This is a genomic window from Rudaea sp. 3F27F6 (assembly GCF_005503555.1).
Taxonomy (GTDB): Bacteria; Pseudomonadota; Gammaproteobacteria; order Xanthomonadales; family Rhodanobacteraceae; genus Rudaea.
Map to the genome: position 1 here is coordinate 694,422 of NZ_SCNG01000001.1, position 26,796 is coordinate 721,217.

The 26,796-nt window shown below is 63.3% G+C and carries 27 protein-coding genes and 1 tRNA gene; 8 read left to right on the forward strand and 20 right to left on the reverse strand.

Annotation, left to right across the window (positions count from 1 at the left end; genetic code table 11):
* Positions 1 to 146 precede the first annotated feature (146 nt).
* A complete protein-coding gene (locus FFS30_RS02870; RefSeq protein WP_137912554.1) occupies positions 147 to 911 on the forward strand; it encodes an enoyl-CoA hydratase/isomerase family protein in 765 nt (254 codons plus the stop codon).
* 6 nt (positions 912 to 917) lie between these two features.
* Here FFS30_RS02870 and FFS30_RS02875 read toward each other — a convergent pair whose 3' ends face one another.
* The 4 genes from FFS30_RS02875 to FFS30_RS02890 form a co-directional block, all read right to left on the reverse strand.
* Entirely contained in the window at positions 918 to 1,766 is an 849-nt protein-coding gene (locus FFS30_RS02875) for a sulfurtransferase (protein WP_137911600.1), read from the reverse strand.
* On the reverse strand, positions 1,763 to 2,395 hold the full coding sequence (locus FFS30_RS02880) for a CoA pyrophosphatase (RefSeq protein ID WP_137911601.1): 633 nt from the start codon (positions 2,393 to 2,395) through the stop codon (positions 1,763 to 1,765). Before FFS30_RS02880 ends, FFS30_RS02875 begins: the two co-directional genes overlap by 4 nt.
* Positions 2,392 to 2,670 carry a DUF1289 domain-containing protein gene (locus tag FFS30_RS24150; RefSeq protein ID WP_249352134.1) on the reverse strand — a complete coding sequence of 93 codons (279 nt, stop codon included), beginning with the start codon at positions 2,668 to 2,670 and terminating at the stop codon, positions 2,392 to 2,394. Before FFS30_RS24150 ends, FFS30_RS02880 begins: the two co-directional genes overlap by 4 nt.
* 116 nt (positions 2,671 to 2,786) lie before the next feature.
* Positions 2,787 to 3,542: an FKBP-type peptidyl-prolyl cis-trans isomerase gene (locus tag FFS30_RS02890; protein WP_137911602.1), complete on the reverse strand. Its 756-nt coding sequence runs from the start codon at positions 3,540 to 3,542 to the stop codon at positions 2,787 to 2,789.
* A 305-nt stretch (positions 3,543 to 3,847) separates the two neighbouring features.
* On the opposite strand from FFS30_RS02890, the gene FFS30_RS02895 reads away from it, so the two are divergent.
* The gene (locus FFS30_RS02895; RefSeq protein WP_137911603.1) at positions 3,848 to 4,630 is read left to right on the forward strand and encodes an enoyl-CoA hydratase-related protein; all 783 of its coding nucleotides are present in this window, start codon (positions 3,848 to 3,850) and stop codon (positions 4,628 to 4,630) included.
* Positions 4,631 to 4,784: 154 nt separating this feature from the next.
* On the opposite strand, the gene FFS30_RS02900 is transcribed toward FFS30_RS02895, so the two are convergent.
* The 5 genes from FFS30_RS02900 to FFS30_RS02920 form a co-directional block, all read right to left on the reverse strand.
* Positions 4,785 to 5,690 (reverse strand): DUF1684 domain-containing protein, encoded by a 906-nt coding sequence (locus FFS30_RS02900; protein WP_137911604.1) that lies wholly within the window; start codon positions 5,688 to 5,690, stop codon positions 4,785 to 4,787.
* Between the two features lie 30 nt (positions 5,691 to 5,720).
* Positions 5,721 to 7,607 (reverse strand): DNA mismatch repair endonuclease MutL, encoded by a 1,887-nt coding sequence (mutL, locus tag FFS30_RS02905; RefSeq protein ID WP_137911605.1) that lies wholly within the window; start codon positions 7,605 to 7,607, stop codon positions 5,721 to 5,723.
* A gap of 97 nt (positions 7,608 to 7,704) precedes the next feature.
* Positions 7,705 to 8,973, reverse strand: a complete 1,269-nt coding sequence (locus tag FFS30_RS02910; protein ID WP_137911606.1) for an N-acetylmuramoyl-L-alanine amidase — start codon at positions 8,971 to 8,973, stop codon at positions 7,705 to 7,707.
* Between the two features lie 98 nt (positions 8,974 to 9,071).
* Positions 9,072 to 9,545 (reverse strand): tRNA (adenosine(37)-N6)-threonylcarbamoyltransferase complex ATPase subunit type 1 TsaE, encoded by a 474-nt coding sequence (tsaE, locus tag FFS30_RS02915; protein ID WP_137911607.1) that lies wholly within the window; start codon positions 9,543 to 9,545, stop codon positions 9,072 to 9,074.
* The gene (locus tag FFS30_RS02920; RefSeq protein WP_137911608.1) at positions 9,542 to 11,023 is read right to left on the reverse strand and encodes an NAD(P)H-hydrate dehydratase; all 1,482 of its coding nucleotides are present in this window, start codon (positions 11,021 to 11,023) and stop codon (positions 9,542 to 9,544) included. The genes tsaE and FFS30_RS02920 overlap by 4 nt, the downstream gene beginning before the upstream one ends.
* Positions 11,024 to 11,105: 82 nt before the next feature.
* Between FFS30_RS02920 and queG the strand changes: the two genes are divergently transcribed.
* Entirely contained in the window at positions 11,106 to 12,185 is a 1,080-nt protein-coding gene (gene queG, locus FFS30_RS02925; RefSeq protein WP_137912556.1) for a tRNA epoxyqueuosine(34) reductase QueG, read from the forward strand.
* A gap of 34 nt (positions 12,186 to 12,219) precedes the next feature.
* Here queG and FFS30_RS02930 read toward each other — a convergent pair whose 3' ends face one another.
* From FFS30_RS02930 to pcnB, 6 genes are all read right to left on the reverse strand, one after another.
* Positions 12,220 to 12,615: a DUF4345 domain-containing protein gene (locus FFS30_RS02930; RefSeq protein WP_137911609.1), complete on the reverse strand. Its 396-nt coding sequence runs from the start codon at positions 12,613 to 12,615 to the stop codon at positions 12,220 to 12,222.
* A gap of 44 nt (positions 12,616 to 12,659) precedes the next feature.
* Positions 12,660 to 13,040 (reverse strand): aspartate 1-decarboxylase, encoded by a 381-nt coding sequence (gene panD / locus FFS30_RS02935; RefSeq protein ID WP_137911610.1) that lies wholly within the window; start codon positions 13,038 to 13,040, stop codon positions 12,660 to 12,662.
* Positions 13,041 to 13,461: 421 nt separating this feature from the next.
* Positions 13,462 to 14,304 (reverse strand): pantoate--beta-alanine ligase, encoded by an 843-nt coding sequence (gene panC / locus FFS30_RS02940; protein ID WP_137911611.1) that lies wholly within the window; start codon positions 14,302 to 14,304, stop codon positions 13,462 to 13,464.
* Between the two features lie 5 nt (positions 14,305 to 14,309).
* Complete coding sequence (gene panB / locus FFS30_RS02945; RefSeq protein ID WP_137911612.1) at positions 14,310 to 15,134, reverse strand: 3-methyl-2-oxobutanoate hydroxymethyltransferase; 825 nt, start codon at positions 15,132 to 15,134, stop codon at positions 14,310 to 14,312.
* Positions 15,135 to 15,215: 81 nt separating this feature from the next.
* Positions 15,216 to 15,707 carry a 2-amino-4-hydroxy-6-hydroxymethyldihydropteridine diphosphokinase gene (folK, locus tag FFS30_RS02950; protein ID WP_137911613.1) on the reverse strand — a complete coding sequence of 164 codons (492 nt, stop codon included), beginning with the start codon at positions 15,705 to 15,707 and terminating at the stop codon, positions 15,216 to 15,218.
* Between the two features lie 10 nt (positions 15,708 to 15,717).
* A complete protein-coding gene (gene pcnB, locus FFS30_RS02955; protein ID WP_249352136.1) occupies positions 15,718 to 17,112 on the reverse strand; it encodes a polynucleotide adenylyltransferase PcnB in 1,395 nt (464 codons plus the stop codon).
* 103 nt (positions 17,113 to 17,215) lie between these two features.
* On the opposite strand from pcnB, the gene FFS30_RS02960 reads away from it, so the two are divergent.
* A tRNA-Glu gene (locus FFS30_RS02960) sits at positions 17,216 to 17,291 on the forward strand.
* 101 nt (positions 17,292 to 17,392) lie between these two features.
* Positions 17,393 to 17,716 carry a ferredoxin FdxA gene (fdxA, locus tag FFS30_RS02965; RefSeq protein WP_137911614.1) on the forward strand — a complete coding sequence of 108 codons (324 nt, stop codon included), beginning with the start codon at positions 17,393 to 17,395 and terminating at the stop codon, positions 17,714 to 17,716.
* Positions 17,717 to 17,852: 136 nt separating this feature from the next.
* Here fdxA and FFS30_RS02970 read toward each other — a convergent pair whose 3' ends face one another.
* Together FFS30_RS02970 and dapA are read right to left on the reverse strand one after the other, a co-directional pair.
* The gene (locus FFS30_RS02970) at positions 17,853 to 18,503 is read right to left on the reverse strand and encodes a hypothetical protein (protein ID WP_137911615.1); all 651 of its coding nucleotides are present in this window, start codon (positions 18,501 to 18,503) and stop codon (positions 17,853 to 17,855) included.
* A gap of 31 nt (positions 18,504 to 18,534) precedes the next feature.
* Positions 18,535 to 19,449, reverse strand: coding sequence for a 4-hydroxy-tetrahydrodipicolinate synthase (gene dapA / locus FFS30_RS02975; protein ID WP_137911616.1), 915 nt, complete (start codon positions 19,447 to 19,449; stop codon positions 18,535 to 18,537).
* A 172-nt stretch (positions 19,450 to 19,621) separates the two neighbouring features.
* On the opposite strand from dapA, the gene FFS30_RS02980 reads away from it, so the two are divergent.
* The 3 genes from FFS30_RS02980 to FFS30_RS02990 all read left to right on the forward strand — a co-directional run bounded on the left by FFS30_RS02980 (position 19,622) and on the right by FFS30_RS02990 (position 22,184).
* Complete coding sequence (locus FFS30_RS02980; protein WP_137911617.1) at positions 19,622 to 20,212, forward strand: glycine cleavage system protein R; 591 nt, start codon at positions 19,622 to 19,624, stop codon at positions 20,210 to 20,212.
* Positions 20,213 to 20,228: 16 nt separating this feature from the next.
* A complete protein-coding gene (locus FFS30_RS02985; RefSeq protein WP_137911618.1) occupies positions 20,229 to 20,693 on the forward strand; it encodes a peroxiredoxin in 465 nt (154 codons plus the stop codon).
* Positions 20,694 to 20,783: 90 nt separating this feature from the next.
* Positions 20,784 to 22,184, forward strand: coding sequence for a PhoH family protein (locus tag FFS30_RS02990; protein ID WP_137911619.1), 1,401 nt, complete (start codon positions 20,784 to 20,786; stop codon positions 22,182 to 22,184).
* A 56-nt stretch (positions 22,185 to 22,240) separates the two neighbouring features.
* On the opposite strand, the gene FFS30_RS02995 is transcribed toward FFS30_RS02990, so the two are convergent.
* The 3 genes from FFS30_RS02995 to FFS30_RS03005 all read right to left on the reverse strand — a co-directional run bounded on the left by FFS30_RS02995 (position 22,241) and on the right by FFS30_RS03005 (position 26,695).
* On the reverse strand, positions 22,241 to 24,211 hold the full coding sequence (locus FFS30_RS02995) for a YncE family protein (protein WP_137911620.1): 1,971 nt from the start codon (positions 24,209 to 24,211) through the stop codon (positions 22,241 to 22,243).
* 141 nt (positions 24,212 to 24,352) lie between these two features.
* Positions 24,353 to 25,252 (reverse strand): hypothetical protein, encoded by a 900-nt coding sequence (locus tag FFS30_RS03000; RefSeq protein WP_137911621.1) that lies wholly within the window; start codon positions 25,250 to 25,252, stop codon positions 24,353 to 24,355.
* 192 nt (positions 25,253 to 25,444) lie between these two features.
* Positions 25,445 to 26,695 (reverse strand): hypothetical protein, encoded by a 1,251-nt coding sequence (locus FFS30_RS03005; protein ID WP_137911622.1) that lies wholly within the window; start codon positions 26,693 to 26,695, stop codon positions 25,445 to 25,447.
* Between the last annotated feature and the right edge of the window lie 101 nt (positions 26,696 to 26,796).

The following is a 26,796-nucleotide window of genomic DNA, read 5'->3' on the forward strand; positions in this document are numbered from 1 at the left end:
GACGCGGATCGATTGCATCGACGCATTGAGCTTCGCGACAGCTACGAGAGAGGCCGGCCTTCGCACAGCGAATGTCCGGCCGAGCACGCGGCAGGAGCCGCATGCCATCCAGACCGCAGGGACGCTTCAGCAAAAACGGGATTCCCATGCTCGAACAGATTCGCCACGACGATATCCTTGAACTGCGCCTAGCGCGGCCGCCGGTAAATGCGCTGAATCCCGAGTTTGTCGCGACTTTGCGCGCCGCGGTCGAAGCCGCGCCCGCGCAAGGCGCGCGCGGTGTGATTCTGTCCGGCCAGCCGGGCATGTTCTCCGCCGGCCTCGATCTGCCCGCGCTGCTGCAGCTCGATGCACCGGCGATGAAATCGTTCTGGCACGATTTCTTCGCCCTCTGCGCCGCGCTCGCGCGCTCGCCGGTACCGGTCGTCTCGGCGATCACCGGCCACAGCCCGGCGGGCGGCGCCGTGCTGGCGCTGTTTTCCGACTATCGCGTGATGGCGAGCGGGCCGTACAAAATCGGCCTCAACGAAGTGCAGGTCGGCATCGCTGTGCCCGAGGCGATCCAGCTCGCTCTGCGCCGCGTCGTCGGCGCCTATCGCGCCGAGCGCCTGCTCGTCGCCGGTGCGATGATCGATGCGGACGAAGCGCTGCGCGTCGGCTTCGTCGACGAGCTGGCCGAGCCCACGCACGTCGTCACGCGCTCACGCGAATGGCTCGCCGCCCTGCTCAAGCTGCCGCCGACCGCGATGAACCAGACGCGGCTAATCGCGCGCGGCGATCTCGCCGCAGCCTTCGCGGATCTGAGCAAACTCGGTGTCGACGAATTCGTCGCCGGCTGGTTCTCCGCGGAAACGCAAACCACGATCAAGGCGCTCGTCGCCAAGCTCAGAGCGCCGAAAGCCGCGGCGTGAGAGCGGTCAGCCGCGCTCGACCGGGTTGTCCGGATCGGCGATCCAGCCACTCCACGACGGCGCATAGACGTGCGAACCGGCCAGCCCCGCCACCTCGAATGCCAACAGGTTCTGGCAGGCACTGACACCTGAGCCGCAACTGTGGATCACTTCGCCCGGCGCATGCGCGCCGATCGCGGCCTGAAGCTCAGCGCGCAGCTCGGCCGCCGGCTTGAAGCGTCCGTCCGCCTGCAGGTTCTCGGTGAACGGCCGATTGTGCGCACCGGGAATATGGCCCGCAACCGGATCGATCGGTTCGACCTCGCCGCGGAAACGCTGAGCGCCGCGCGCGTCGAGCACGAGCGCCGATGGCACCGATCGCAAAGCACGCAGTTCGTCGGTGTAGACGATTTCCTTTGTGGCAAATTCGAGCGAAACCTGCGTTGCAGTGCGCTTGGGTTGGCTCGCATCGACCGGCAACCCTGCGCGCTTCCACGCAGCCCAGCCGCCGTCGAGCACGGTGATATTTTCAGCACCGACCAGGCGCAACATCCACCATAGCCGCGCCGCCGCGAGCGCGCCACCCGCATCGTCGTAGGCGACGACACGCGTTTGCGGCGTCCAGCCCCAACCGCCGAGCACGGCGGAAAACGCCGCCGCATCGGGCAGCGGATGACGGCCGAGCTTGGGCTTCGACAAATCGGACAAATCCCGATTGAGATCGGCGTAAACCGCGCCGGCGATATGCGCCTCGGCATAGTCGCGCGCACCGCGCTGCGGATCGGCCAGATCGAAACGGCAGTCGACGACCAACAGGTTCTCGTCGCCGAGTCGCGCGGCGAGGTCGGCGGCCAAGATCAACGGCGAGGCATTCATGGCGAAGCAGTCTCCATCCGGTTCACGAAGTTCAGCAGCATGGCCGCGGTCGCGCCCCAGATGCGCTGGCCGCCATAGAAGAATTCATAGATCTCGCGCTCTTTGCCCAGATAATTCATGCGCAACGTGTGCTTGTTCGCCGGATCGACAAAATACGCAAGCGGCACTTCGAAAATCTCGGCGACTTCGCGCGGGTTCGGCACCGGGTGATAACCCGCATCGAGCCACGCGACGACGGGCGTGATGCGGTAACTCGAAATCGTCTCGAACGTGTCGAGATAGCCGATCGGCTCGATCAATCCGCTGTCCACGCCGATCTCTTCGTGCGTTTCGCGCAGCGCTGCGGCGATCGCATCGGCGTCGTCGGGCTCGATTCCTCCGCCCGGAAAGCTGACCTGCCCCGCGTGGTTGGCCAAGTCGTCGGTCCGGCGCGTCAGCAGCACGTTGAGATCATCGCCGCGGTCGACGAGGGCGAGCAGCACGGCCGCCGGGCGGCGCGGCCCTGTGCCGATCAGAAGACGCATATCGTCGTGGTTCCAGCCGGCGGCTGCCGGCTGCTCGCCGAGCGGACGTACGCTGCGCAGCACGCGTTCGCGCAAAACGGCCAGAGCGTCTCCTCCCGCGATCATGCCGCCGGACTCGGCTCGCGTTGCGGCAGGACTTCGCTCATCAGGCGCGCACGTTCGCCATCGCTCATCGATCCCCATCGGGCAATCTCGTCCACCGTGCGGTGGCAGCCCTTACACAGACCGGCCGCATCAAGTTCGCAGACGCCGATGCACGGCGTCAGGATCGGTTTCGGCGGCGGGCTTTTCCAGGAGAACATGCTTGACGGAGAAGTGCAGGCAGCAACGGCCGCTTTCGATTTCACAACCGCGGATGATCGCAAATATTGCGGCCGCATGCGGCGAGAAGCGGCGGCTTGTCGATTTGCATCAGCGTAAATGATGGCATTGAACCCGAAAACATCAACGCCGCGACGAGCGCGGCGTTGTGTGACTGCTTTACATCTGGACTTGCTTACGGCTTGACGTCCATGAGCTTCAGCTCGAACACCAGGGCCTCGTCCGGGCCGATGCGGCGGCCGTCGCCACGCTCGCCGTAGGCGAGATCGGACGGCACGTAGACGCGCCAGTAGTCGCCGATCTTCATCAGCGGCAGCACTTCCTGCCAGCCCTTGAGCACTTCGTTGACCTTGAACTTAAACGGCTCGCCGCGCGCGAACGAGGAATCGAGCTCCTGACCGTTAAGCAGCGACAGGCGGAAGTTCGCCGTCACTTCGCTCTGCAGGGTCGGGTGCTTGCTGCCCGAGCCTTCTTCGATCACGACGTACTGCACGCCGCTCGGCAGCGCCACGACGCCCTTCTTCGACTTGTTCTCGGCGAAGAAACGCTGCGCCTTCGACTTGTTCTCCGAAGAGACCTTGTCGTACTCGCTCTTGGCCTTGGTGTACTGCTCGTACTGGAAGCGGCCGAGCACGTCGCGCATCGTGTCGACGGTGACGGTCGGCTGGCGCTTGGCGTAGCCGTCCTGCAGCGCCTTGACGACCTGGTTGATGTCGATGTCGACCTTGCGACCGGCGAGATCGTCACCGATCTGGAAGCCGAGCGCGTAGGAGAGATTCGGCTTGTCCGCGGCGGTCAGCGGCGCGGGCGGCTTCTGCGCCTGTTGCTGCGCGGCGGCAGGAGCAGCGGCAGCCGACGACTTAGCGTCCTGAGCGGACACCGATCCGGCGGCGAGAACACCGGCCGCGATAAGACAAAAACGCAATTTCATGCATACCTCCAGAGGGAAAATCCGTCGCCGGTCGCCCGGAAAATCGCGCGCCCGAGCCGCAAACTGGGTGAAAACCCGCGCGAAAGCCGCGCATTCTACCCCAAGCCTTCTAACCCCGGCCAGCGATACTACCGGCGGCGCCTGAACGGCGGCTGTTCAGGCGGTCCATATTTATGCCAGCGTTGGCGGATGCGACAATCGCCGCGAGGCCGCAGGCGGCCGCTGAGTCTAGCGTGCGTTCGTCTCCCAAACGCGAAATTCGCAAAACGGCCACATCCGGCCACACTTTTTCACAGAGAGCACCCATGGCTTATCGCAATTTGCTCATCGAAGACCGCGGCACCGTGCGCCGCATCACGATCAACCGCCCCGACAAACTCAACGCGCTCAACCGTGAGACGATCAACGAACTCGCCATCGCCTTCGGCCAGGCCAAGGCCGACGATGCGGTGCGCGTCGTGATTCTCGGCGGCAGCGGCGAGAAAGCCTTCGTCGCCGGCGCCGACATTTCGGAACTGGCGACGTTGACCCCGATCCAGGCCCAGGAATTCGCGCGCCGCGGCCAGGCGATGATGCTCGGCGTCGAGCGCCTCGGCAAACCCGTGATTGCGCGCATCCAGGGCTTTGCCCTTGGCGGCGGCCTGGAACTGGCCATGTGCTGCCACCTGCGCATCGCGAGCGACAAGGCCAAGGTCGGCCAGCCGGAAATCAACCTCGGCCTGCTGCCGGGCTTCGGCGGGACGCAGCGCTTGTTACGCCTCGCCGGACGCAGCGCGGCGCTGGAACTCTGCCTGACCGGCGCGCCGATCGACGCGGCGCGCGCGCAGGCGCTCGGCGTGCTCACGCGCGTTATTGCGGCCGAACAGCTCGACGCGGAAATCGACAAGCTGGCCGATCAGCTCGCTGCCGGCGCGCCGCATGCGATCGCGGGCATCCTTGATGCTGTGCTGATCGGCGGCGAGTGCGGCATCGAGGCCGGATTGGACTACGAATCGCAGGCGTTCGGTCTCGCCTTCTCGACCGAAGACATGCGCGAAGGCACGCAGGCGTTCCTCGAACGGCGCAGGCCGAGTTTCAAAGGCGCGTAGGGGCTCGATTCGCCGAACCCGCGGCTCCGCGTTGCGGCGGAGAATGCAAAAACACATGCGGGAGTAATTTATTCCAGCCGCATATCGCGCATCAACCTAACGACAATTCTTGTAGCGGGAAGCACAGAAGCCGCCCGCAGCAAGCCACGGCGGCCTATTCGTGACCGCCGCGATACTTCTTCTCGCCCGCAGTCACGCGCACGTCGAGACGATTTTGCTGCGTCGGCAACGGGCAGGTCGCGTACGGCGTGAACGCACAAGGCGGGTTGTAAGCCTTGTTGAAATCGAGCAGCACCTTGCCGTCCTTCGGCGCAGCGGCGTACAGGAAACGCGCGGCACCGTAAGTTTCCTTGCCGCTGGTGCGGTCGGCGAAGACGAGGAACAGATCGGTGTCGCCGGGATTTTCGATGATGGGCTCGACGCGATACGTCTTGCCGTCGTGCTCGAACACGGCGGCGCCCGGCACCACGGCCTTTTCGATCTGGCCGAGAATGTTGCCCTGCTCGATCTCGTGCGGCGGATCGTAGGCCTCCCACTTCGCCTCGATGCGCCAGGAAGGATCGATGTCGAAATTGTCGATGCCGACGAAGTGCGTACGCGTCGGCGCCGCGGTGTCCTTGATGCGCAGGCCGAATTTGTCGTCGCGCTTGATCAAGTAGAAATTCGCGCTGCCGAAACTGACCGTCGTCGGCTTCTCCTGACTGTCGTCGACCAGTTCGGCGCCGGGCTTCGATTCGCCGTCGATCTTCGCATCGCGCGCGCGCGGGTCGAGCGATATCGTCGCGCGGCCGCGATCGAGAACCACCGTACCGAGGTGCGGCGGCGCCTTGGCGATCACGATCGCGTTGTCCTTGGCCGAGCCGATCGTGTTGGCACCTTCCTTCAGCCATTCCAGGCCGACCAGGCTGAGCCAGCCGTTCGGCGCCTTGAGCCGCTCGACGCGCTTGGCGCGCCAGTCGTCGATCTGTTTGCGATAGGCCGCGTCGTCTGCGGCTTTCGGCGTGGCGACTGCACCTGTTGCGAGCACGGCACCCAGTGCGGCGATGGCGAAATATTTCATACGAGTTCCCGTTGAGCTCAGCAATCAGTATCAGCGTCCGCGCAAAAACATGCGGTCCAGATCGGCAATCGAAAGCTGCACCCAGGTCGGGCGGCCGTGATTGCACTGGCCCGAACGCTCGGTCGCTTCCATGTCGCGCAACAATGCGTTCATTTCGGGCAGAGTCAAGCGTCGATGCGCGCGCACCGAGCCGTGGCAGGCCATCGTCGACAGCATATCGTTATGTACTTCCTGCATGCGCCGCGTGGTGCCGTGCGTCGATAGATCGCCGAGCACGTCGCGCACGAGTGCACCCACGTCCGCACCTTCGAGCAATCCCGGATAGCGCTTGATCGTCACGCTCTGCGGTCCCGAGCGCACGATCTCGAAGCCGAGCGCCACGAGTTCCTCGGCATGATCTTCGGCCACGGCGGCCTCGCGCGCGCTGACCGCGAGCGACAGCGGCACGAGCAATAGCTGCGCACGAATGCCGTCGGTCGCCTGCGCGGTTTTGAGCTTTTCGTAGGTGATGCGCTCATGCGCGGCGTGCATGTCGACGAGGATCAACCCTTGCGCATTTTCGGCGAGCACGTAAATACCGGCCAATTGCGCGAGCGCGTAACCGAGCGGCGGCACGTCGTCCTGCGCTGCAGGCAGCGCGACCGCGCTGGCCGTTATGACACCGTTCGCCGCTTCCGCGCCGTGAATCTTTTCTTCGCCGCCGCTGAGCAGCGCGAGGTAATCGACGCGCGATTCGCGCACGCCGAGATTGAGGCCCGCTTGGCCTCGCCAGACCGGCTGCGCGAGCGGCGCATAGTTCGCCGCAGTGGCGGCCTGCATCGCGCCGTCGAAATGCGAAGTTGCGGAATTCGACGCGGACAAGTTCTGTGCGTCCGGGATCGGCGACGTTCCCGCGATCACCGAAGTGACCGATCCGGCACGCGTCTGCGCAAGGGCTTCGTGCAAGGTGCGATAGAGAAAATCGTGGACGAGGCGGCTTTCGCGGAAACGCACTTCGGACTTGGCCGGATGCACGTTCACGTCGACGATCGCCGGATCGAGTTCGAGGAACAGCACAAAGGCCGGATGGCGCCCGTGATAAAGCACGTCGGCATAAGCCTGGCGCACCGCATGCGTCACCACCTTGTCGCGCACGAGGCGGCCGTTGACGTAGAAATACTGCTGATCGGCCTGGCTGCGCGAGGCAGTCGGCAGGCCGACCCAGCCCGACAGCCGCAGGCCTGCGGCTTCGTGTTCGACGCGCAGGCTCTGCGCCGGAAAGTCCTCGCCGAGAATCTCGGCCAGACGCAGCGTCAGCGCCGCGTCGCTGTCGGCTGGCCGCATCAAGCGTGCCGGCTTGCCGTTGTTGCTCAGGCGAAATTCGATCCGCGGCCGCGCCAGCGCGAGCGATTTGATCAGTTCGTCGATATGGCCGAACTCGGTGCGCTCCGCGCGCAGGAATTTGCGCCGCGCGGGCACGTTGTGAAACAGATCGCGCACTTCGATCGTCGTTCCGGCCGGGTGCTGCGCGGGCCGCGGCTTCGAGGTCTGTCCGGCTTCGATCTCAATGCGTGACGCCGCATCGGATTCGCGCGTACGTGAGGTCATTGCGAAACGCGAGACCGACGCGATCGACGGCAGCGCTTCGCCGCGGAAGCCGAGCGTGCGCACTTGTTCGAGATCGTCGAGCGAGGCGATCTTGCTCGTCGCATGCGGCGACACCGCAAGCAGCAATTCGTCGGCCATGATGCCGCCGCCGTCGTCGCGCACGCGGATCAGGCGCGAGCCGCCGTCCTCGATGTCGATCTCGACGCGCGTCGCGCCCGCGTCGAGGCTGTTCTCGACGAGTTCTTTGACGACCGAAGCGGGCCGCTCGATGACTTCGCCCGCGGCGATTTGATTGACGAGTTCCTGCGGAAGCTGACGTATGTGCGGCATGCGTCAATCATAACTCGGCGGTGCCGAGACTGCTCTTTCGTGGGAGTCAGACAAGGGTTCCAGGCCGTCCTCTGCCGATCAGGCAGGGCGACGGGAATCAGCTGCGCGGCACACGCGCGAGAGCGACACCACCGCTGTCTTCGTCGTCCTCGTTCGCCGTCTTGCGCGAGGCGAGGCGTTCGGGCTTGTTCTTCTCGGCACCGATCGCAAACAGCGTGCCGGGCGGCGGCACCGACTGGAAGTAATTGCGCATGCCGTTCAAGATCGCCGTCGCCAACTGCTCGCGCTGCTCGGGACTGTTCAAGCGGCGCTCTTCTTCAGGATTGGTGATGAACGCGGTCTCGACGAGAATCGACGGCACGTCGGGCGAACGCAGCACGACGAAGTTGGCCTTTTCCACGTAGCCGCGATGGGTCGGACCGAGCTTGCCGATCGCACGCAGCACCTGCAGTGCGACCGCGCCGCTCGCTTCGAGCGTCGAACTCTGGGAAAGATCGAGAAGGACGGCGGCGAGCGTGTTGTCTTTCTTGTCGAGCTTGACCCCGCCGACGAGGTCGGCGTTGTTCTCGCGGTCGGCGAGGAAGCGCGCCGCCTCGCTCGTCGCGCCGCGCGGCGAGAGCATCCACACCGACGAACCACGCGCGTCGCTCGACGTGAACGCATCGGCGTGGATCGAGACAAACAGGTCGGCTTTGACTTCGCGTGCTTTGTGATAGCGCTCTTCGAGGTCGACGTAGTAATCGCCGTCGCGCGTCAGCACCGCACGCATGCCCGAGGTTTTTTCGATCTGGCGCTTGAGCTCGCGCGCGACCATCATGGTGATGTGCTTCTCCAGCGTACCCGCGCTGCCTTTCGCGCCCGGATCGTTACCGCCGTGGCCCGGGTCGATCATGATGACGACGTCGCGCGTCTTCACCGGCGCGACGCGCGCACTCTTGACCACTTCCGCCTTGGCGCCCTTGCCTTTCGGGTACAGGTCGACGATCAGGCGATAGCCCTGGCCGCCTTCGGGCGGCATGAGAAAACTCTTTGGCCGCACGTCGGCGGCCAGATCAAGCACGACGCGCAGGTCGGTCTTGTTCTGCGCGCCGGTGCGCAACGACTTGAGCAACCCTTTGCCGGACGGCGTGGCGAAACCCGCGACGGCAGCGGAGTCGCGCATGTCGAGCACGATGCGATCGGGATTGGCGATCTCGAACAGCTTGTAGTCGACCGGGCCGGCGAGATCGAGGAAGACGCGCGTGCGGTCGGGTTCGACCGAAATCTTGGCGTTCTTGAGTTCGGCCGCAAAGGAAAACGACGCCGTCGCCAGCAGCAGGCCGCCGGCGATCAAGTGATGCAAAGCATGGCGCGGTTTTCCCCACATGCCGCGAATTGAAGCGCAGCGGACCGGGAAAATCAAGAGTTTTTCTTTATAAATCCGATATCTAGATCAGATACCTGAACAACCACTAGAGATTGTGTTTACGCTCTCATTTCACCACTAAGGATTCCGGCCCAGGCACCGCCGCGCGCCGTTCGGGAATCGAAGTGCAGTCGGCGCCGCTCCCCCGCATGGGCAAGATGCACGACCAGATCGGGCACCGGCAGCGCATCGCCGCCGCGCTCCGGCCATTCGGCGAGCAACAGGAATCGGCCGGCGGCGAGATCCGAAAGTCCGAGGAATTCCAACTCGTCGGGCGCGGCGATCCGGTACAGATCAAGATGGTGGATGAGCAGGCCGTTCGCTTCGTACGACTCGATCAGGCTGTACGTCGGACTCTTGATCCGTGCGCCGACGCCGAGCGCACCGAGCAGGGCGCGCGCAAACGTGGTCTTCCCGACACCGAGGTCGCCTTCGAGATAAATCACGCCGCCGTCGGCGACCCGGTCGGCGAGACGCCGCGCGAGCGCGACAAGCTCGGTCTCGTTCAATTCGAGTTCGTGTTGAGCTGTCATAGCGCCGCCAGTCCGTTGCGCAGACGGCGCAACGGCATGAACAGATCCCCGGCGACGAGGCCTGCCTCGCCGTCGCGCGCCGCCAAGTCGCCCGCGCGCGCGTGCAGAGCCACGCCGGCACGGGCCGCATGCCAGGCATCGAGTCCCTGGGCGAGCAACCCGGCAATCACGCCGGTCAGCACATCGCCCATGCCCCCCGTCGCCATGCCGGGATTGCCCCACGGGCAGACGGCAATTTCGCCGTGCGGATTCGCGACCAACGTTCCCGCGCCTTTGAGCACCACGACCGCATGATGCCGGCGCGCCAACTCGCGCACGGCCGCATAGCGATCGCGCGCAATCGAATCCGTGTCGGTCTCGAGCAGGCGCGCGGCTTCGCCGGGATGCGGCGTCAGCACGGTCTGCCCCGGTAACGCGAGCGTCGTGCGCGCGAGCAGGTTCAAGCCATCGGCATCGAGCACGAGCGGCTTGCCCGCGGCGATCGCGGTGTGCCAGAGCGAATGCCCCCAGGCGCGTTGGCCAAGTCCCGGTCCGAGCGCGACGACGCTGGCGCGATCGAGCAGGGATTGCAGTTCCTGAATTCCGCCGACGGCATGCGCCATTAGCTCCGGCCGCGCCGCATTCAAAGCCGTGATGTGCTCGGCTTGCGTGGCGACGCTGACGAGTCCTGCGCCGAGGCGCAATGCCGCTTCGCCGGCGAGACGGATCGCCCCGCCCATGCCGAGATCGCCGCCGATCGCGAGTACGTGGCCATAGCGTCCTTTGTGACCGTCGCGCGATCGCGGTGGCAACCAAGCCGGCAACTCGGCGGGAGCGATAAGATGCGCATCGACAGGTGCCTGCGTTTGGATTTCCGCGGGCAGTTCGAGCGGATCGACGAGAACCTCGCCTACATAGTCTGCCGCCGCTCCGGTGTGCAGTCCGCGTTTGTCGGCAAGAAACGTCAGTGTCGCCTCCGCCCGTACCGCGTGGCCGTACGCGAAGCCGGTATCGGCGTTCAAGCCCGAAGGAACGTCGAGCGCGAATACGGGCGTAGCCTGCGCATTCAATTTCTGCACCGAGGCCAGCGCAAGGCCTTCGAGCGGCCGCGCGAGGCCAATGCCGAACAAGGCGTCGACGTAGACGTCCGCCAAGGGCCATTCGGTGTCGGCGGCGCGCACCTCTCCTCCCGCCGCGTGCCAGTCCGCCAGCGCTTGCGCCGCCTCGCTGCCTTCGCGCGGCGCCTCGATCGCCAAAACGGCGACCTCGAAGCCCGCGGCGCGCGCAAGCCGCGCGAGCACATAGCCGTCGCCGCCGTTGTTGCCGCCGCCGCAGAGCACGGCGATGCGACGCGCGCCGGGCCAGCGCAGGCGCACCACATCAAATGCGGCCTTGCCCGCGCGGCACATCAGCTCATAGCCGCGAATTCCGAGCGATTCGGTCGCGATGCGCTCCATCTCGCGCACCTGCGCGACGGTGTACAGCCGATAGGGGTTCATGCAGAAAGTATAATTGTTGGGCTCGTTCGCATTCACCCTGAGCGCGAAACGAGCAAGCGACATTCCCGAGTCCCCGCATCCGATGAACTATCCGCCGCCCGATTACACCTGGCTCGCCGCGCAGATCAAGCGCTGGGGCGGCGAACTCGGTTTTCAGCAGGTCGGCATCAGTTCGACCGAACTCGGCGCGGACGAGACCCATCTCGTCAATTGGCTGGCGGACGGCAGGCATGGCGAGATGGACTATATGCAGCGCCACGGCGTCAAACGCAGCCGTCCTGCTGACCTGCACGCCGGTACGCTGCGCGTCGTCTCGGTACGCATGGACTACGATCCGCCGCAGGCGCGCGATGCCTGGGAAGTGCTTGGCGATTCGACGCTCGCCTATGTTTCGCGTTATACCCTTGGCCGCGACTATCACAAGTTGCTGCGGGCGCGTCTGCAGAAGCTCGCTGAACGCATCACCGCCGAGATCGGGCCGTTCGGTCATCGCGCCTTCGTCGATTCCGCGCCGGTGATGGAGAAGGCCCTCGCGCGCAACGCCGGCCTCGGCTGGATCGGCAAGCACACCAATCTGATCAATCGCAACGCCGGCTCGTGGTTTTTTCTCGGCGAACTCTACACCGACCTGCCCTTACCTGTGGACGCGCCGGCCAGCGAACACTGCGGCACCTGCACGCGCTGCATCGACGTCTGCCCGACGCAGGCAATCGTCGCGCCGAATCAGCTCGACGCGCGCCGCTGCATTTCTTATCTGACGATCGAATTGCGCGGCTCCATTCCGATCGAATTCCGTTCGCAGCTCGGCAACCGCATCTACGGCTGCGACGACTGCCAGCTCGTCTGCCCGTGGAACAAATTCGCCAGGAAAAGCGCCGAACCGGACTTCATCGCGCGTCACGGACTCGACAGCGCTTCGCTGATCGAACTGTTCGCGTGGAGCGAAGAAGAATTTCTCAAGCGCACCGAAGGCTCGGCGATCCGCCGCATCGGCTACGAATGCTGGCTGCGCAATATCGCGGTGGCGCTGGGCAATGCGCCGCATGGCGAGGAAGTGGTTGCCGCGCTGCGCGCGCGGGAAAATCATTCTTCCGCTCTGGTGCGCGAACATGTTGACTGGGCTTTGTCGGAACAACGCGACGGCGGTACGACAACCCGGTGATATCCGCAACCGTTATCGCGGCAAGCGCGGCCGATCAGGCCGACGCGGACTTCGCCACTCGATACTGCCAATAGACAAACAACGGCGCACCGACGATTTCCAGCGCGGTGAAACCGATGAACGGCAACGGCGGCAAGCCGGCAAACAGAATCGACAGCAGGCGGCCGATTCCGCCGAGAAACACAGCGCCCCAGATCACGCGGAAAAGAACTGTCTGCCGCTCTATCGACGGAATCATCCAAAACAGCGCGATTCCGAGCGCGCACCAGACACCACCGAAAAAGCGCAGATTGCTGTCCAGCAGCGGGGACTGCGGCAATTGCATCGATGCGTACAACGGATCGCTCAATCCGAACATCGTGATGATGCCCGTGGCGAGCGGGATAAGGCCGAGCAGCGCCGTGAGAATCTGCAGCAGGCGTCTGCTCACGGACAGTCCTCGCAGCGCGCTCGATACAGGCTCTTGCCGCTTGGCTACGCCGCCTGTTTCGGAATCGAATTCTTCGTGTGGCTGAGCTGGTTCTGCCGATCGACGTAGACCAGGGTCGGCTTGAAGCTGGCGACCTCGGCCTCGCTCAGCACGCCATAGGCGCAGATGATGATGATGTCGCCCGGCGCGGCGCGGTGCGCTGCGGCGCCGTTGATCGAGATAATGCCCGAGCCTTCGTCCGCACGGATCGCATAGGTCGAGAAGCGCTCGCCGTTGTTGACGTTGTAGATATGGATTTGCTCGTACTCGCGGATGCCGGAGATATCGAGCAGGCGGCCGTCGATCGCACAGGAACCCTCGTAGTGCAGTTCCGCATGGGTCACCGTCGCGCGGTGGATCTTCGCCTTGAGCATATTGAGCTGCATAACCATCACCGTTGCAAGAAAACAACAAAATGGCGATCAGATTTCGCCACCGCGACCGTCATCAGTCGGCCGTATTGCCACCGACCTTACGGACGGCAGCCAATGCCCGCGGCATAGCCATATGGCAGAGACGCATATTGTCTCGTGCTATTTGGCTGCATAGCAACATTCCGCGAGAGATTTCATAAATATCAATGAGTTACACATTACTCGCAGACAAAAAAAACCCTCGTCTGAATCCAGCGAGGGTTTGTAAGTCAGAGTGACGATTACCAAACATGCGCCCTGCGTGCACTGGGGCAACGAGCTCGCGTTGCGAAAATCCCAATGACGGTGGTGACTTTACCACAGGAAAAACTTTTTTGCTACAGGTTTGCAAGCAAAACTGCAAAGAAGCCGACTTTCGTCACAGGTTGCCGGTTCAGCAGAGCAAATTGTCGATCAATCGCGTCTTGCCGAGCCGTGCGGCAATCAGCGCGATCAGCCCATCGCGCTGATCGGGCAACGGTTCGAGCAGATCGTCGGCCCGGCGCAACGCCGCATAGTCCGGCACGAATCCTGCTTCGGCGAGCTGCTGTTGCGCGTGCTTCTCGATGTCCGCCGCGGCATCGCCCGCATGCAGGCGATCGCGCATGGCCTGCAGCGTGCGGTAGATCGTGCCAGCCTGCTCGCGCTCGTCCGCCGACAGGTACTGGTTGCGCGAGCTCATCGCGAGCCCGCTCGCCTCGCGCTTGGTCGGCGCAGGCAAGATGTCGATCGGCAAGCGCAGATCGCGCACGAGGCGCTCGATCACGAGCAATTGCTGATAGTCCTTGCGCCCGAACACGGCGAGGTCGGGCTGGACCAGATTGAACAGCTTGGTCACCACCGTCGCGACGCCGGCGAAGTGGCCCGGGCGCATCGCACCCTCAAGCGGCTCGCTGACCACGGGCACTTCGACACGCGCGGTCGCGCCGGCGCCGAACGGATAGATTTCCTCGACCGTCGGTGCGAACAGCAGGTCGCAGCCGTTTGCGGCGAGGCCGGCCTGGTCCTGAGCCAGCGTGCGCGGATAGCGCGCGAAATCTTCGTTCGGTCCGAACTGGGTCGGATTGACGAAAACGCTGGCAATGACTCGATCAGCCTCGGTACGGCAAAGCGTGATCAGGGAGAAATGACCCTCGTGCAAATTCCCCATCGTCGGCACAAATCCGACGCGTTTGCCTTCGCGGCGCCAGGCGGCGACGCGCGCACGCAACTCGACTGCGGTCGTGACGGTATCCATGGCGGTCAGAACGAGTGTTCCGCGGCGGGGAACACGCCGCCGCGCACGGCTTTCGCATAGGCCTTGATCGCGTCGAGGACCGAACCCGAGCCGGCGAGAAAATCCTTGGAAAATTTGGGCCGCTTGCCGGGCGTGACGCCGAGCATGTCGTAGAGCACGAGCACCTGTCCGTCGCAATCGACACCGGCGCCGATGCCGATCGTCGGGATGCGCAGTTCCTTGGTGATCGTCTTCGCGAGCCCCGCGGGCACGCACTCCAGTACGAGCAGGCTTGCGCCGGCCTCTTCGACGGCGTGGGCATCCGCGATCAAACGTTCTGCCGCCGACTTGGTCTTGCCCTGCACCCGATATCCGCCGAATTTGTGCACCGACTGCGGGGTCAACCCCAGATGCGCGCACACCGGCACTTGGCGACGGTCGAGCGCATTGATCACGTCGAGCACATAGTCGGCGCCTTCGAGCTTGACCATGGCCGCACCGCCCTCGGCGACCAAGCGCGCGGAAGAACGCAGCGCGGTATCGACGTCGCGGTAGGTCATAAACGGCAGATCGGCGATCAGCAGCGGCGTGGACAGGCCGCGCTTCACCGCGGCGGTGTGGTAGACCATGTCGTCGAGCGTCACCGGCAGCGTGCTTTCACGCCCCTGCACGACGTTGCCGAGCGAATCGCCGACGAGGACGACGTCCACGCCGGCCGCCTCGCACTGCGCGGCGAAGCCCGCGTCATAGCAGGTCAGCACGACGATCTTTTCGCCCGCCGCCTTCATGTCGATCAAGCGCGGCGCGGTGACGGGCGGCTTGGTCGCCGCGGACTTCAGATAGCCGGACATCGTTCGTTCGCGCGAAAGTGGGCACCGTAGTGTACTGAATCGCCGAGATGTATGTTGCTATGCCGCAATTCAAGGCGCGCGTCAGGCGCCGACGGCCCGCATTACGCTTTCGACGGCTTCGACGCGGGCCAGCAGGCTGCGCACCGCCCCCTGCCCCGGCACGGCCAGATCGGGCGCGATTTCGGCCAGCGGCACGAGTACGAAAGCTCTCTCGTGCAGGCGCGGGTGCGGCACCTGCAGGTCGGCATCGGCAATCTGCGCATCGCCATAAAGCAGCAGGTCGAGATCGAGGACGCGCGGACCGTTGCGCTCGCCGTTACGACGGCGTCCGGCGCGGTATTCGATGTCGAGCAGGGCGCGCATGAGATCGTGGGCATCGAGCCCGGTTGCCAATTCCGCGACCGCATTGATGAAATCGGGCTGCTCGACACCGCCCCAGGGTGCCGTGCGGTACAGCCGCGAACGCGCGACGAGCCGCGTCTGCGGCAACGCGTCCAGCTCGCGCAGTGCACGCTCTACCTGATCGCCCGGCGCAGCGAGATTGCTGCCGAGCCCCACGTAAGCGGAAACCATGCTCGCGAATCTACTCGACGGACGAATCCGGCGCTGCGCTCGCTGCAGCGGACGGACGTTTGCGGCGACGGCGTGGACGCTTCTTCGGCGCGGGGCTGTCGGAATCGCCGTCGTCCTTCTCGGCAACGGCAGGCGCCGGCGTCGCATTCAATTTCGCCGCCAGTTCGTCGTGCTGCAGGTTCTGCGCCTGCGTCCACCATTCGCCCAATTCGGCGATTTCGGGGCTTTCGCCCGCGCGCAGCAGAAGAAAATCGTAGGCGGCGCGAAAACGCGGATGGGTCATCAGGCGGAACACGCGCTTTTTCTGCCGCTGCTCGAAGCGCGGTTGCAGCGACCAGATTTCCTCGATCGCGATGCCGAAGCGGCGTGGGATCGCGACATGCTTAGCCTGCTCGTTCATGACCACATGACCGATACGCGTCCATGCCAGCGCCATGTCGGTGCCGCGCGCCAGCTCTTTCTCGACCTGCGCGCGCACCGGCCCCCAAAGCAGAATCGCGAACAGAAAGGCCGGCGTCACCGGCTTGCCCTCGGCGATGCGCGCATCGGTACTCGCCATACCCTGCTCGATCATCGCGCGAAATGCGCCGCCGCCGCGATGGGCGAGAGCGCGCGCGGTCAGCGGGTAAACGTCGGCCAGCAGGCCCGAAGCATCGAGCGCGCGAAAACTCCCGAGGCCGTTGCCGGCCATGAACATCTTGAGCGACTCGTCGAACAATCGCGCGGGCGGCGCCTGCAGCAGCAGCTCGCCGAGTTCGTCGAACGGCGCGCGCGCTTCGGGCGCAATCGCGAATTCGAGCTTGGCGGCCAAACGCACGGCACGCAGCATGCGCACCGGATCTTCGCGGTAGCGCAGCACCGGATCGCCGATCAGGCGCAATTCGCGCCGCAACAGATCTTCATAGCCGCCGACATAGTCGCGCACCGAGAAATCGGAGATGTCGTAGTAGAGCGCGTTGACGGTGAAGTCGCGGCGCACCGCGTCCTCTTCGATCGTGCCGTAGACGTTGTCACGCACGATGCGGCCGTCGACGACATGGCGGTCGCCGCTACCGTCGTCGCTCGATCCGCGAAACGTGGCGACTTCGACGATCTCGTTGCCGAACACGACATGGGCGAGACGGAATCGCCGCCCGATCAGGCGGCAATTGCGGAACAGGCGCTTGACGTCTTCGGGCGTCGCGTTCGTGGCGACGTCGAAATCCTTCGGCCTTCCGCCGAGCAACAGATCGCGTACGGCGCCGCCGACGAGGAAAGCGGTGAAGCCGGCTTCGTTGAGCCGGTAGAGCACACGCAATGCACCCGAGGAAATGTTCTTGCGCGAGATCGTGTGCTGTTCGCGCGGGATAACGCGCAAGGTCACCTGCATGGCGACATTGGAAGCGGGCTGGGCGGCATCGGTCATTCGTTGTCGTTTTTCATCCTGCGGACAGCAGCGGGCGGCCGGACATCTATGTTGCGGCCGATCAAAACGATATACTAACGCGCTTGCGCCACAGACCCAATGCGCTCCCTTCGTCTAGAGGCCTAGGACGGGGCCCTCTCAAGGCCTAAACAGGGGTTCGAATCCCCTAGGGAGCGCCAATTTCGGCCTTAGCTGCCGCGTTCGGATCGGCGGTGCAATGACCCCCAGCTCGCCGGCGTCGAAAGGCTGCCGGAAGCAGCGCCGCTCAACAAGAAAGCTTATGCCCTTCGTCGTCACCGAAAACTGCATCAAGTGCAAATACACCGACTGCGTGGAAGTCTGCCCGGTCGATTGTTTCCACGAGGGGCCGAACTTTTTGGTGATCGACCCCGAGGAGTGCATCGACTGCACGCTCTGCGAACCGGAATGTCCGGCGAACGCGATCTACCCGGAAGACGACGTGCCGGCAGGCCAGGAACACTTCGTCCAGCTCAACGCGGAACTGGCTAAGGATTGGCCGGTGCTGACCGTGCGCAAAGACGCGCCGGCCGATGCGAAGGAATGGGACGGCAAGCCGGATAAGCTCCCGCTGCTGGAGCGCTGAGGCTGCATCGGGCGGGCTGCTTGCCGCCTTAGAGAGAATCGCCTCAGAGATATGCCGCAACGCGGATTCGCCCTAGCGAACCCGGATTTCCCCAGATCAAAAAGAATCGGGCGCGACAAACCGCGCCCTCGATCCCTTACGACAGGCGCTCGCGCAATACGGCGAGCACGCGCTGAGCCGCCGCTTCGCCCGACTTGTCGCCCGGCGCCGGCACGACGCTGACACGCGAACCGCCCGCATCTTCGCTGACGTTGACGCGCAGCGAAGCCTTGACGTTCTGAGTTTCCGCCTTGTCGCCACCGCCGCCGAACGGATGCAGGATGCGCGAATACCAATGATGTTCCTGCGGCTGCGCGGGCTTCGTCGTGATCGCGCCGTCGAAATCGAAGGCGTAGCTGCGCGAAGCGTCATCCTTGCTGGCCACCTTGCCGAGCTGCGCGCGTTCGAGCGCAAGACCGACGCGCTGGTAGGCGTTGTCGACCGCGTCGACGACGTGCAGATCGGTCGCGCCGGAAGCCGCACCACCGGTCACGCTCGGCGGCACACTGCTAACGCTGGACGCGGCGGCACCGCCAGCCGAGGCGGCGCGCGGCGCTGAGCCGGGAACGACCAGTTCGCGCGTCGTCGCCGGGGCGTCGAGATCGGGCGGCACTTCGAGCGGGCGCGACTCCTGCGCACTCTTGTAGTAATCGACGCGATCACGATGGAACCAGCCGCAACCGCTCAAAAAAGCCGTAGCAACGATCAGCGTCGGGACAGACAGGCGAACAAAGGAATGGCGCGTCACGGTTGCATCCTGGGCAAAAGAAGAAACAAGTTTAAGCGGCGCTGCTGTGCCGCGGCTGAATCGAGACGGCCAGCCGGGTCGCGGCATCGAGTGCTCGAGCCACGCGTTCGTGGTAGGCGTCCGCAAGCGGCGTCAGCGGCAGGCGCAGCTCGCCCGCGCTGATGCCGAGGCGCGCAAGAGCCCATTTTAGCGGGATCGGATTCGACTCCGCGCCAAGCGCGTCGAACAGCGGCGTCAGTTCGTCGTGCAGGCTTTGCGCGTATGCGCGATCGCCCGTACGCGCCGCATCGCAAAGCGCACGAAACGGCCTCGGCGCGACATTGGCTGTTACCGAAATGACGCCTTCGGCACCAGCCAATATCGCTGCCATGCCGGTCGGATCGTCGCCGCTGAGAAAGGAAAATTCTGGACCTTTGAGTGCCGTCAGGGCGGCAACACGCTCGCCATCTCCGACCGCCTCCTTGATACCAACGATACGCTCGTGCAAGGCGAGCTTTGCCACCGTTTCAGGCTTGAGATCGCAGCCGGTGCGGCCCGGCACGTTGTAGAGCATGACCGGCAGGCCGCCGTGATCGGCGACTTCGGTGTAGTGACGCAACAGACCTTCCTGGGTCGGACGCACATAGTAAGGCGTCACCACCAGGGCAGCGTCGGCACCGAGTCCTTGTGCACGCCGGGTTTGTTCGATCGTCTTGCGCGTGCTCGCGGTGCCGGTGCCGGCGAGAATCGGCACACGGCCGCCGACGCGCTGCACTGCATGGCGCAGCAATTGATCGTATTCGGCTTGGTCGAGGGCGTGCGCCTCACCGGTCGAACCGGCCACGACGAGCGCCTGAGTACCGCCGTCGAGTTGAAAATCGATCAGCCTGGAGAATGCGTCGAGATCGAGCGCGCCTCCGCGAAACGGAGTGGCCAGGGCGCAAATGCTGCCGACGATTCTCTTCAAGGCAAACTCGTTTCGGACATAGGGAATTCTTGGGGAGCCGCGATGTTACTTGCGGGTACGGGGCGTGGCAAGTATTCTTCCGGACGGTAATACAGGCGCGGCAGCACGCCGCCGCTTCAGGTTTGCAGAGTGCGGCCACCGAAGGCCGTTTTTTCGCTTTTCGCGATCAAGGATGATTGCAAAATTATCGGACGGCCTTGCCTTGACCGACGCTGCGCAACGTCCCACCGCGAACGAAAATTATCTGCTGATCAGCGCGTTCGCCGAATACGCCAAATCACCTTTGATCGCCATCGCCAAACGCATCGCGGACTGCAGCTGCAGCCTCGCCGAGTCGCGCGTGGCGGTGCTCGGCCAGGACGTGACGGTGCTCGTTCTCGCCCAGGGCCCTTGGGACGCGATCGCAAAACTCGAATCCGCGCTGACCCGGCTCGAACGCGACGACAGGCTGCGCCTGACCTTCTCGCGCACCGGCGCGAAGGCCGTGCAGACGAATCTTCTGCCGTATATCGTCGAAGTCGTCGCGGCCGAGAAGCCAGGCATCCTTTATCAGCTCGCCGATTTCTTCCAGCGCCATCAGATCAGCATCGAGCAGCTGCAGTCGACGCGCTATCGCGCGATGCAGACCGGCGCGGACATGTTCTCGGCGCAGATCACGATCGGCATTCCGTCCGACACGCACATCGCCGGACTGCGCGACGACTTCCTTGAGTTCTGCGACGGGCTCAATCTCGACGCAATCATGGATCCAATGAAATTTTGAGTAACGGCCATTGCTCATGAAAATCGGCGATAAAGTTCCAGACCTGCGCGGCGCCGTCGGCGACGAAACCGAGATTCGCCTGCGCGACCTCAAGGGCCGATACGTCGTCGTCTACTTCTACCCGAAGGACGCCACACCGGGCTGTACCCTCGAAGCGCAGGACTTTCGCGATCGGCAGAAGGATTTCGCCAAACGCGATGCCCTCGTCCTCGGCGTGTCGCGCGATTCGCTTGCCTCGCATGGCAAATTCAAGCAGAAGCAGGCACTCAATTTCGAGCTCGTTTCCGACACCGACGAGACCTGGTGCAAGGCGTTCGACGTAATCCACGAAAAGGTGCTGTACGGCAAGCGCCACATGGGTGTCGTGCGCTCGACCTTCCTGGTCGGACCCGACGGCAAGCTCAAACACGAATGGCGCGGGGTCAAAGTCAAAGACCACGCCAAGGCCGTTCTCGACGCGTTGGACGCCGAGCGCAAGTGAGCCGAGCCCACATACGCTCTGCTGTCACATTCCTGCCGCATTCTGCGGCGCTGCCGTTCATTCCGAACGATCGACGAGGGTGACTACCGCATGACCCGAGGCAAGCGCATCTACGTACTCGACACCAATGTGCTGATGCACGATCCCACCGCCCTGTTCCGCTTCGAGGAACACGACGTGTTCCTGCCGATGACGGTGCTCGAGGAGCTCGATGCGGCGAAAAAAGGTGCCTCGGAAGTCTCGCGCAACGTCCGCCAAGTCAGCCGTTTCATCAACGAACTGATCGAACTGGGCAACAGCAAATCGATCGAGCAGGGCCTCGAACTGCGCCTGCCGAAGACGCTGCAATTGAAGCGCGGCGCGCAAGTCGGCCGCCTCTACTTCCAGACGCAGAACTTCACTCCGCTCAACGGCGCAGCGGCGAAGAAGAAAGGCATACCGGACAACCTGATTCTCGCCTCGATCGTCGATCTGCGCGAGCAGCGGCCTGATGTGCCCGTCGTGCTGGTGTCGAAAGACATCAATCTGCGCATCAAGGCTTCGATCTACGGCATCACCGCCGAGGATTACGAGAACGACCGCGCGCTCGACGATTTCAGCCTGCTCTACACCGGTCACAACGAGCTGCCGACGAACTTCTGGGAGAAGCATCCCGAGGTGCGCTCGTGGTCGGAGCGCGGCCACACATTCTACGAAATCAAGCTGAAGAAGGACGAAGCCTGGGTCGCCCAGGAGTTCGTCTACCTGCCCGGCGAAGACGAAATCGAAATGCGCGTGCTGCGCGTCGTTGACGGCAAGGCGACTCTGCAGATCATCGACGACTATCGCGGCTCGCACGCGGTCTGGGGCGTGCATGCACGCAATCGCGAGCAGAATTTCGCGCTCAACGCGCTGATGGACCCGGAAATCGATTTCGTCACCCTGCTCGGCACGGCCGGAACAGGCAAGACCTTGCTCGCCCTCGCTGCGGGCCTAGCGCAAACCATGGATCAGCAACGCTATCGCGAGATCATCATGACGCGCGCGACCGTATCGGTCGGCGAGGACATCGGCTTTCTGCCCGGCACCGAGGAAGAAAAGATGACGCCGTGGATGGGGGCGCTGACCGACAACCTCGAAGTGCTCGCGACGCCGCAGGAAGGCGGCGCCTGGGGCCGCGCGGCGACGAACGATCTGCTCGCCTCGCGCATCAAGATTCGCGCGATGAACTTCATGCGCGGCCGTACTTTCCTGAGCCGCTACTTGATCATCGACGAGGCGCAGAATCTCACTTCAAAGCAGATGAAGACGCTGATCACGCGCGCCGGCCCCGGCACGAAGATCGTCTGCCTCGGCAACGTCGAGCAAATCGATACGCCCTACCTTACCGAGACGACTTCGGGCCTGACCTACGCTGTTGATCGATTCAAGGGCTGGCAGCATTCCGCCCATGTCACCCTGCGTCGCGGCGAACGCTCGCGGCTCGCCGACTACGCGTCGGAAATGCTGTAAGTCTCGCGCCACAGCCTCACAAAAAAACGGCCGCTTCGAGCGGCCGTTTTTATTCGTTATTGACAACCTGTTGGTGGTTGCCCCAGCCGCACAAGATTCAAGGTACCACCGAGCCCCTTGTTGGCGCCGGCGGTAAAGCTATAGGTCAACGTCATCGTCGTGCAAGTGGGGAAAGTGACGGTCGCCGTGCCAACCTGGGTCGTCGTCACCGCCAGCGGATTCACGAAGATTCCGCCGCTACCCGCATTGATATTCACCGTGTAGGAATTGCCTACCGCAGGCTGCGTAGAAGGCGACTGCAACGAGAACCAGTTCTGGCTCGCGCCGCCGCCGGTCTGCTGTCCGTTTTGGGCGTACGTGAACCAGCCGCCGAACAAGAATGATCCCTGCGCGGTGGAATAGGTGTTCAACACCAGCCCCTGCCCGCTTGTATCGGGGTTGTACCAGCTGCCCGAATATTGATCGCCGGCGGCCGGCGATCCGCTATCCCCCGTAGGAGTACAAGTCGCGCCACCCGTCAAACGATTCAGAGTGGTAAAGCCTTGACGACCATCGTTGAACGTATAGCTAAGAATTCCATGCGTGCAGTCGACAAACCGCAGCTTGGCCTGGCCCACCGCAACGGGCGACACAACCGGGCCGGCATTGAAGTTGCCGCCGGTTCCGGCATAGATCGTCAGATTGGCGACGAGATCCGTGCTGGTCACGTCCCCTTGCAGCGAATACCAGCGCTGACCGCCGGCGGCCGTCACGTCGTAGGTGAACCAGCCGCCGAACAGCGTCCCGTTGCCGGCGCCTTTGACGTCGGGCATGGATTCCAAAAGGATGCCTTGGCCGCTCGCGCTCTGGTTGTACCAGGAGCCGGTCAGGCCGCGCTGGTCGAGATTCACCGTCATATTGGCCGAACTCGTCGTTACGCTGTAGAGCGGCGTCTGACCAACGCCGATCGGCCCGCGCGCGACATTGACCGACAGATCGACGATCGCGACCGACCCACCGCCAGCGATACTGACGTACGCATAGGTTCCGGTTGAGTCGAGCGATATGCCCGAAGGATTGATACCGATCCCCACCAAAGCAGTGACGGCTTTGGTCGCGGTGCTGATGAGGGAAAGGGTGCCGTCGTAGTAATTGGCTACGTATACAGTCACGCCGTCGGACGAGATCGCGATAGCGTTCGGCCCCGCGCCGACCGGAATGGCCGTTGTTTCGACCCCAGCAGCCAGGTCGATGACCGAAACCGCGCCTTTTTGTCCGTAATCGCCAAATGCATAGTCACTGACGTAAGCAAATTTGCCAGCCGGGTCGATGACGATCCCAATCGGATTGCTGTAGCTCAAGGCAATCGTACTGAGTGCCGCATTGTTCACTGCATCGATCACCGCAACGCGGCTTTTATCCGCGAGCGTCACATAGGCCTTGGTTCCGTCCGGAGTAAACGCGACACCGACCGGATAGCCGCCCACCTTGATCGTCGCGGTAACTGTATTCGTCGCCAAATTGATCGCCGAGAGGGTGTTGTCGACGGTATTGGTAACGTAAGCGGTCGTGCCCGCAGGATTGATTGCAATTATCTGCGGTCGGATGCCGACCGTTATCGTCGTGACTATCGCCGGGTTCGCCGCAGCGGGATTGGTGGAATCGATCACCGAAACCGTTCCCGGTGTTTTCGTATCCGTGCTGTCGCCGAAGTTGACTACGTAAACACGCGTCCCGGCAGGGTTGATCGCAATACCGACAGGATTCACACCAATGCCGGGCTTTGCCGGATCGGTCGTCGTCGCCGCAACCCGCGTCGGGACGGTCGTCACTACCTTGTTCGTCGACTGATCGATCACCGACACGGTACTGTCGGTGTAATTGACGACATAGCTGTAGGGGGCAGCGAACGCAGTTCCTACGCTGAACCAGATGCCCAGTGCCGCCATCAGGAAACGCTTCGCGCCCCAGATTTTCTCGAGAGTATGGGCGACACGGGACGGACCCAGCGCCTCCCTCAGCCAATGCGCGCCGGACGCGTTGCTCATGCTTGCACCTGATGTTCGTAACTACGAACGCGGAATGATACGTCAAAAACCACTGATCACGCGCACTGAAACGCATTGGCACAAAGGGCGTTCAGTTCGCATTGTTGTCGCGCGGGCTATGCGAGCCGCGAAAGCAGGCGCTCAGTGACTCCGCTGCCGCCTATACGCAATACCGGCACCGGCGAGCAAAGAAAGTACGAGGGTGCCGAGCCCAGCCAAAGACAACGACGGCGCTCCGACCGCAGGGGGCGGTGGATCGACGCCTCCCGAAGAGCACGAGGGCGACGAAATGGCCAGGCCGCTCATCGGCGTCGGAAATAAAGGCTTCGTCTGAGGTTCAGCAATCGTGCCGACCGTGTTCATCGCGCCGCTCTTGGGATTGATCTGCCCGAGAGAGTTGAGCTGGTTCGGCAGTCCGTTGTTGAGGTTTCCGTTGAAATTGCGCAGCAGACTCCAGAGCGTTCCGGAGCCGTCGAAAGAAGCATCGATCGGATTCGGCACGTTGACTCCGTAGCCCCCGCCGATGGCCGTCGCTTTCGCGGTGTCGGTGGCGATCGTGTAGAGATTTCCGTTGCCGGCGCCGCCTATTCCGTAAAGCACTTTGTCGCGAAAAGCCAATCCGGTGATCTTGACGCCGAGATTGCCCACCGAACGCGCATCCCCGCTCCCCGGCGTGATCTGCCAGAGATTGTTGCTGCTCGAAGAAGCCATCCAGAGATTGCCGTCGCAGTCGAAAGACATCGACAGGTTCGGCGCCGTGGCCGCATCGATGCCGCGAAGCTGGGAGACAAAGCTCGCTTTTCCGTTGAGGGTATTCAGCGTCAGAAGCGAAGCACCCCCCCCCGTCCCGGTAACCGCGTATAACGCCTTGTCGGTACCGATCGTCAGCCCGCTGACGGCCGTAATCGGAGTTCCGTTCAACGACCCGACAGAGCCGATCGGAGTGGCGGTCCGCGCAGACAAATTAAGCAGATAGATCGCTTGAGTGCCGTCCGCGGCAGGGCCGCCGGCCGTATAGGCAGATCCTTGCGCGCGGCACAAACCGGCGACAACAAGGAAACTCGCGGCGATGAAAGCACGCAAAGCCATCTGACTTTAGATTCTATTGTTATAGTAGTTTTGGTAATCGTCTGCCCGCGCAAACCTATTGCAGGCTACCGGAGCCTAGCACAATGATTGCGGAAAACAAGAGGTTAGCGCGGACGGTGTAGATGACCGCGGCGCGAGACGGCTCTAGAAAGTCGTAGTCAACAACGCCTCGTAGCGCATGCGATTGGCGCCGAAGTTGTTATCCGCAGTGTAGTTCGGAATACCGAACATTTGCAGCGGAGCATAAGCGGCCCTGAAACGAAACGTCGCACGATCGCCGAAAGCCCTGGCGTAGTCGAACTCCCAATCGTGGGACGAAAGACCATTCAAGAGAAGCAGTTGCTTCAAGGCAAGCATGGCAGGCAGCGGCTGCTCGCGCGTGCTGTAGCGAACGGCAAACTCACCCAGGATCGCATTGCGCCAAGCCGCCGAAACCGAATAAACGCTCAAATCTTCCCAAGCCGGGGCACGCGTGGACTGAACGATGAAATATCGCACCTCCGCAGGCAGTGAGTAACCGACAAACGGAGTGATCTGCGAATACATGACGCGCTCGGCTTCGGCGCTCACGCGCAAACTGCGCTCAGGCACCCAATCCAAGCCGAAATTGGCGCTCGCCGGTATGTCGAAACTGCCCGGCTGTCCGAACAGCCCGCGATAAGTGTAGAAATTATCCATCGCGACGCGCGTCTGGTATCCCGCACGCCAGTTCAGACCGAGTTTGGTAACGAGGCTGCCGCCCAGATCGAAACGCGTACCGAAGCCCGCGGAATTTTCCTTATAGCGCAAGGCCGACGGGTTCTCCATCCATGCCCAGCCATTCTGCCCGAAAGCGGACGACGAACTCTGCATGGGGGCGAACAAGCTGAAGCGCTGATAGGCCAGGATCAGCGAAAACCGCATATAGCCGAAATTTTCTAGCGGTTGCGTGAACGACGGCGCGACGATCGTGCGCCGCAGCCCGGGCGACTGATCGGCAAGAAGGTTGCCCGCATCGGTCACCGCCGCATGAATCGGCGAATCGGAAATGCGCGCCGACTGCATAGCCACATGAAACGGTTTCGCATCCTCGACCGAAGTGCCGGGAAAGCGTGACGCCGGCGTGCGCGCCCAGCTTGAACGTGAGCGCGTGAAAATCGTCGGCGGCTCGACTGTCTCGCCCGGCTCGCTGGCCCACGAGAAACCCGACTTCAGACTGTTGAGCGCGTAGTCGCCCCAGCTCTCGGCGAGATCGCCCGAAGCCGCCATCTCCTCCAGTGCGGAAGTTCGCACCGCATCGGCGACGTTTTTGAATTTGCCCGCGGGTTGAGCGGCGAACGACAATGCAGCAGGCAGCGTCAACGCTGCGCCGATCAGCGCAGCGAGAAAACGTTGCTTGATAGCTGTTGACAGCATAAGGTCCAGACGCACGTCCAGATCGCTCCCCGAATTGGCGCAGATATTGGCGAAAAAACCACATCACGTCAAGGTGTTTTAACAATTTCGGCCTTTGCCGA

Bases quoted from the DNA above. Each gene is read 5' to 3' on its own strand.
- FFS30_RS02995 (WP_137911620.1), bottom strand. From the start codon at position 24,211: ATGAGCAACGCGTCCGGCGCGCATTGGCTGAGGGAGGCGCTGGGTCCG.
- mutL (WP_137911605.1), bottom strand. From the start codon at position 7,607: ATGCCGCACATACGTCAGCTTCCGCAGGAACTCGTCAATCAAATCGCC.
- FFS30_RS02890 (WP_137911602.1), bottom strand. From the start codon at position 3,542: ATGAAATTGCGTTTTTGTCTTATCGCGGCCGGTGTTCTCGCCGCCGGA.
- folK (WP_137911613.1), bottom strand. From the start codon at position 15,707: ATGGTTTCCGCTTACGTGGGGCTCGGCAGCAATCTCGCTGCGCCGGGC.
- FFS30_RS02990 (WP_137911619.1), top strand. From the start codon at position 20,784: ATGACCCGAGGCAAGCGCATCTACGTACTCGACACCAATGTGCTGATG.
- FFS30_RS02900 (WP_137911604.1), bottom strand. From the start codon at position 5,690: ATGAAATATTTCGCCATCGCCGCACTGGGTGCCGTGCTCGCAACAGGT.
- queG (WP_137912556.1), top strand. From the start codon at position 11,106: ATGAACTATCCGCCGCCCGATTACACCTGGCTCGCCGCGCAGATCAAG.
- FFS30_RS02895 (WP_137911603.1), top strand. From the start codon at position 3,848: ATGGCTTATCGCAATTTGCTCATCGAAGACCGCGGCACCGTGCGCCGC.
- FFS30_RS02920 (WP_137911608.1), bottom strand. From the start codon at position 11,023: ATGAACCCCTATCGGCTGTACACCGTCGCGCAGGTGCGCGAGATGGAG.
- panC (WP_137911611.1), bottom strand. From the start codon at position 14,304: ATGGATACCGTCACGACCGCAGTCGAGTTGCGTGCGCGCGTCGCCGCC.
- pcnB (WP_249352136.1), bottom strand. From the start codon at position 17,112: ATGACCGATGCCGCCCAGCCCGCTTCCAATGTCGCCATGCAGGTGACC.
- FFS30_RS02875 (WP_137911600.1), bottom strand. From the start codon at position 1,766: ATGAATGCCTCGCCGTTGATCTTGGCCGCCGACCTCGCCGCGCGACTC.
- tsaE (WP_137911607.1), bottom strand. From the start codon at position 9,545: ATGACAGCTCAACACGAACTCGAATTGAACGAGACCGAGCTTGTCGCG.
- panB (WP_137911612.1), bottom strand. From the start codon at position 15,134: ATGTCCGGCTATCTGAAGTCCGCGGCGACCAAGCCGCCCGTCACCGCG.
- FFS30_RS02985 (WP_137911618.1), top strand. From the start codon at position 20,229: ATGAAAATCGGCGATAAAGTTCCAGACCTGCGCGGCGCCGTCGGCGAC.
- FFS30_RS02980 (WP_137911617.1), top strand. From the start codon at position 19,622: ATGATTGCAAAATTATCGGACGGCCTTGCCTTGACCGACGCTGCGCAA.
- FFS30_RS24150 (WP_249352134.1), bottom strand. From the start codon at position 2,670: ATGCGGCCGCAATATTTGCGATCATCCGCGGTTGTGAAATCGAAAGCG.
- panD (WP_137911610.1), bottom strand. From the start codon at position 13,040: ATGCAGCTCAATATGCTCAAGGCGAAGATCCACCGCGCGACGGTGACC.
- fdxA (WP_137911614.1), top strand. From the start codon at position 17,393: ATGCCCTTCGTCGTCACCGAAAACTGCATCAAGTGCAAATACACCGAC.
- FFS30_RS03005 (WP_137911622.1), bottom strand. From the start codon at position 26,695: ATGCTGTCAACAGCTATCAAGCAACGTTTTCTCGCTGCGCTGATCGGC.
- FFS30_RS02880 (WP_137911601.1), bottom strand. From the start codon at position 2,395: ATGATCGCGGGAGGAGACGCTCTGGCCGTTTTGCGCGAACGCGTGCTG.
- FFS30_RS02910 (WP_137911606.1), bottom strand. From the start codon at position 8,973: ATGTGGGGAAAACCGCGCCATGCTTTGCATCACTTGATCGCCGGCGGC.
- FFS30_RS02870 (WP_137912554.1), top strand. From the start codon at position 147: ATGCTCGAACAGATTCGCCACGACGATATCCTTGAACTGCGCCTAGCG.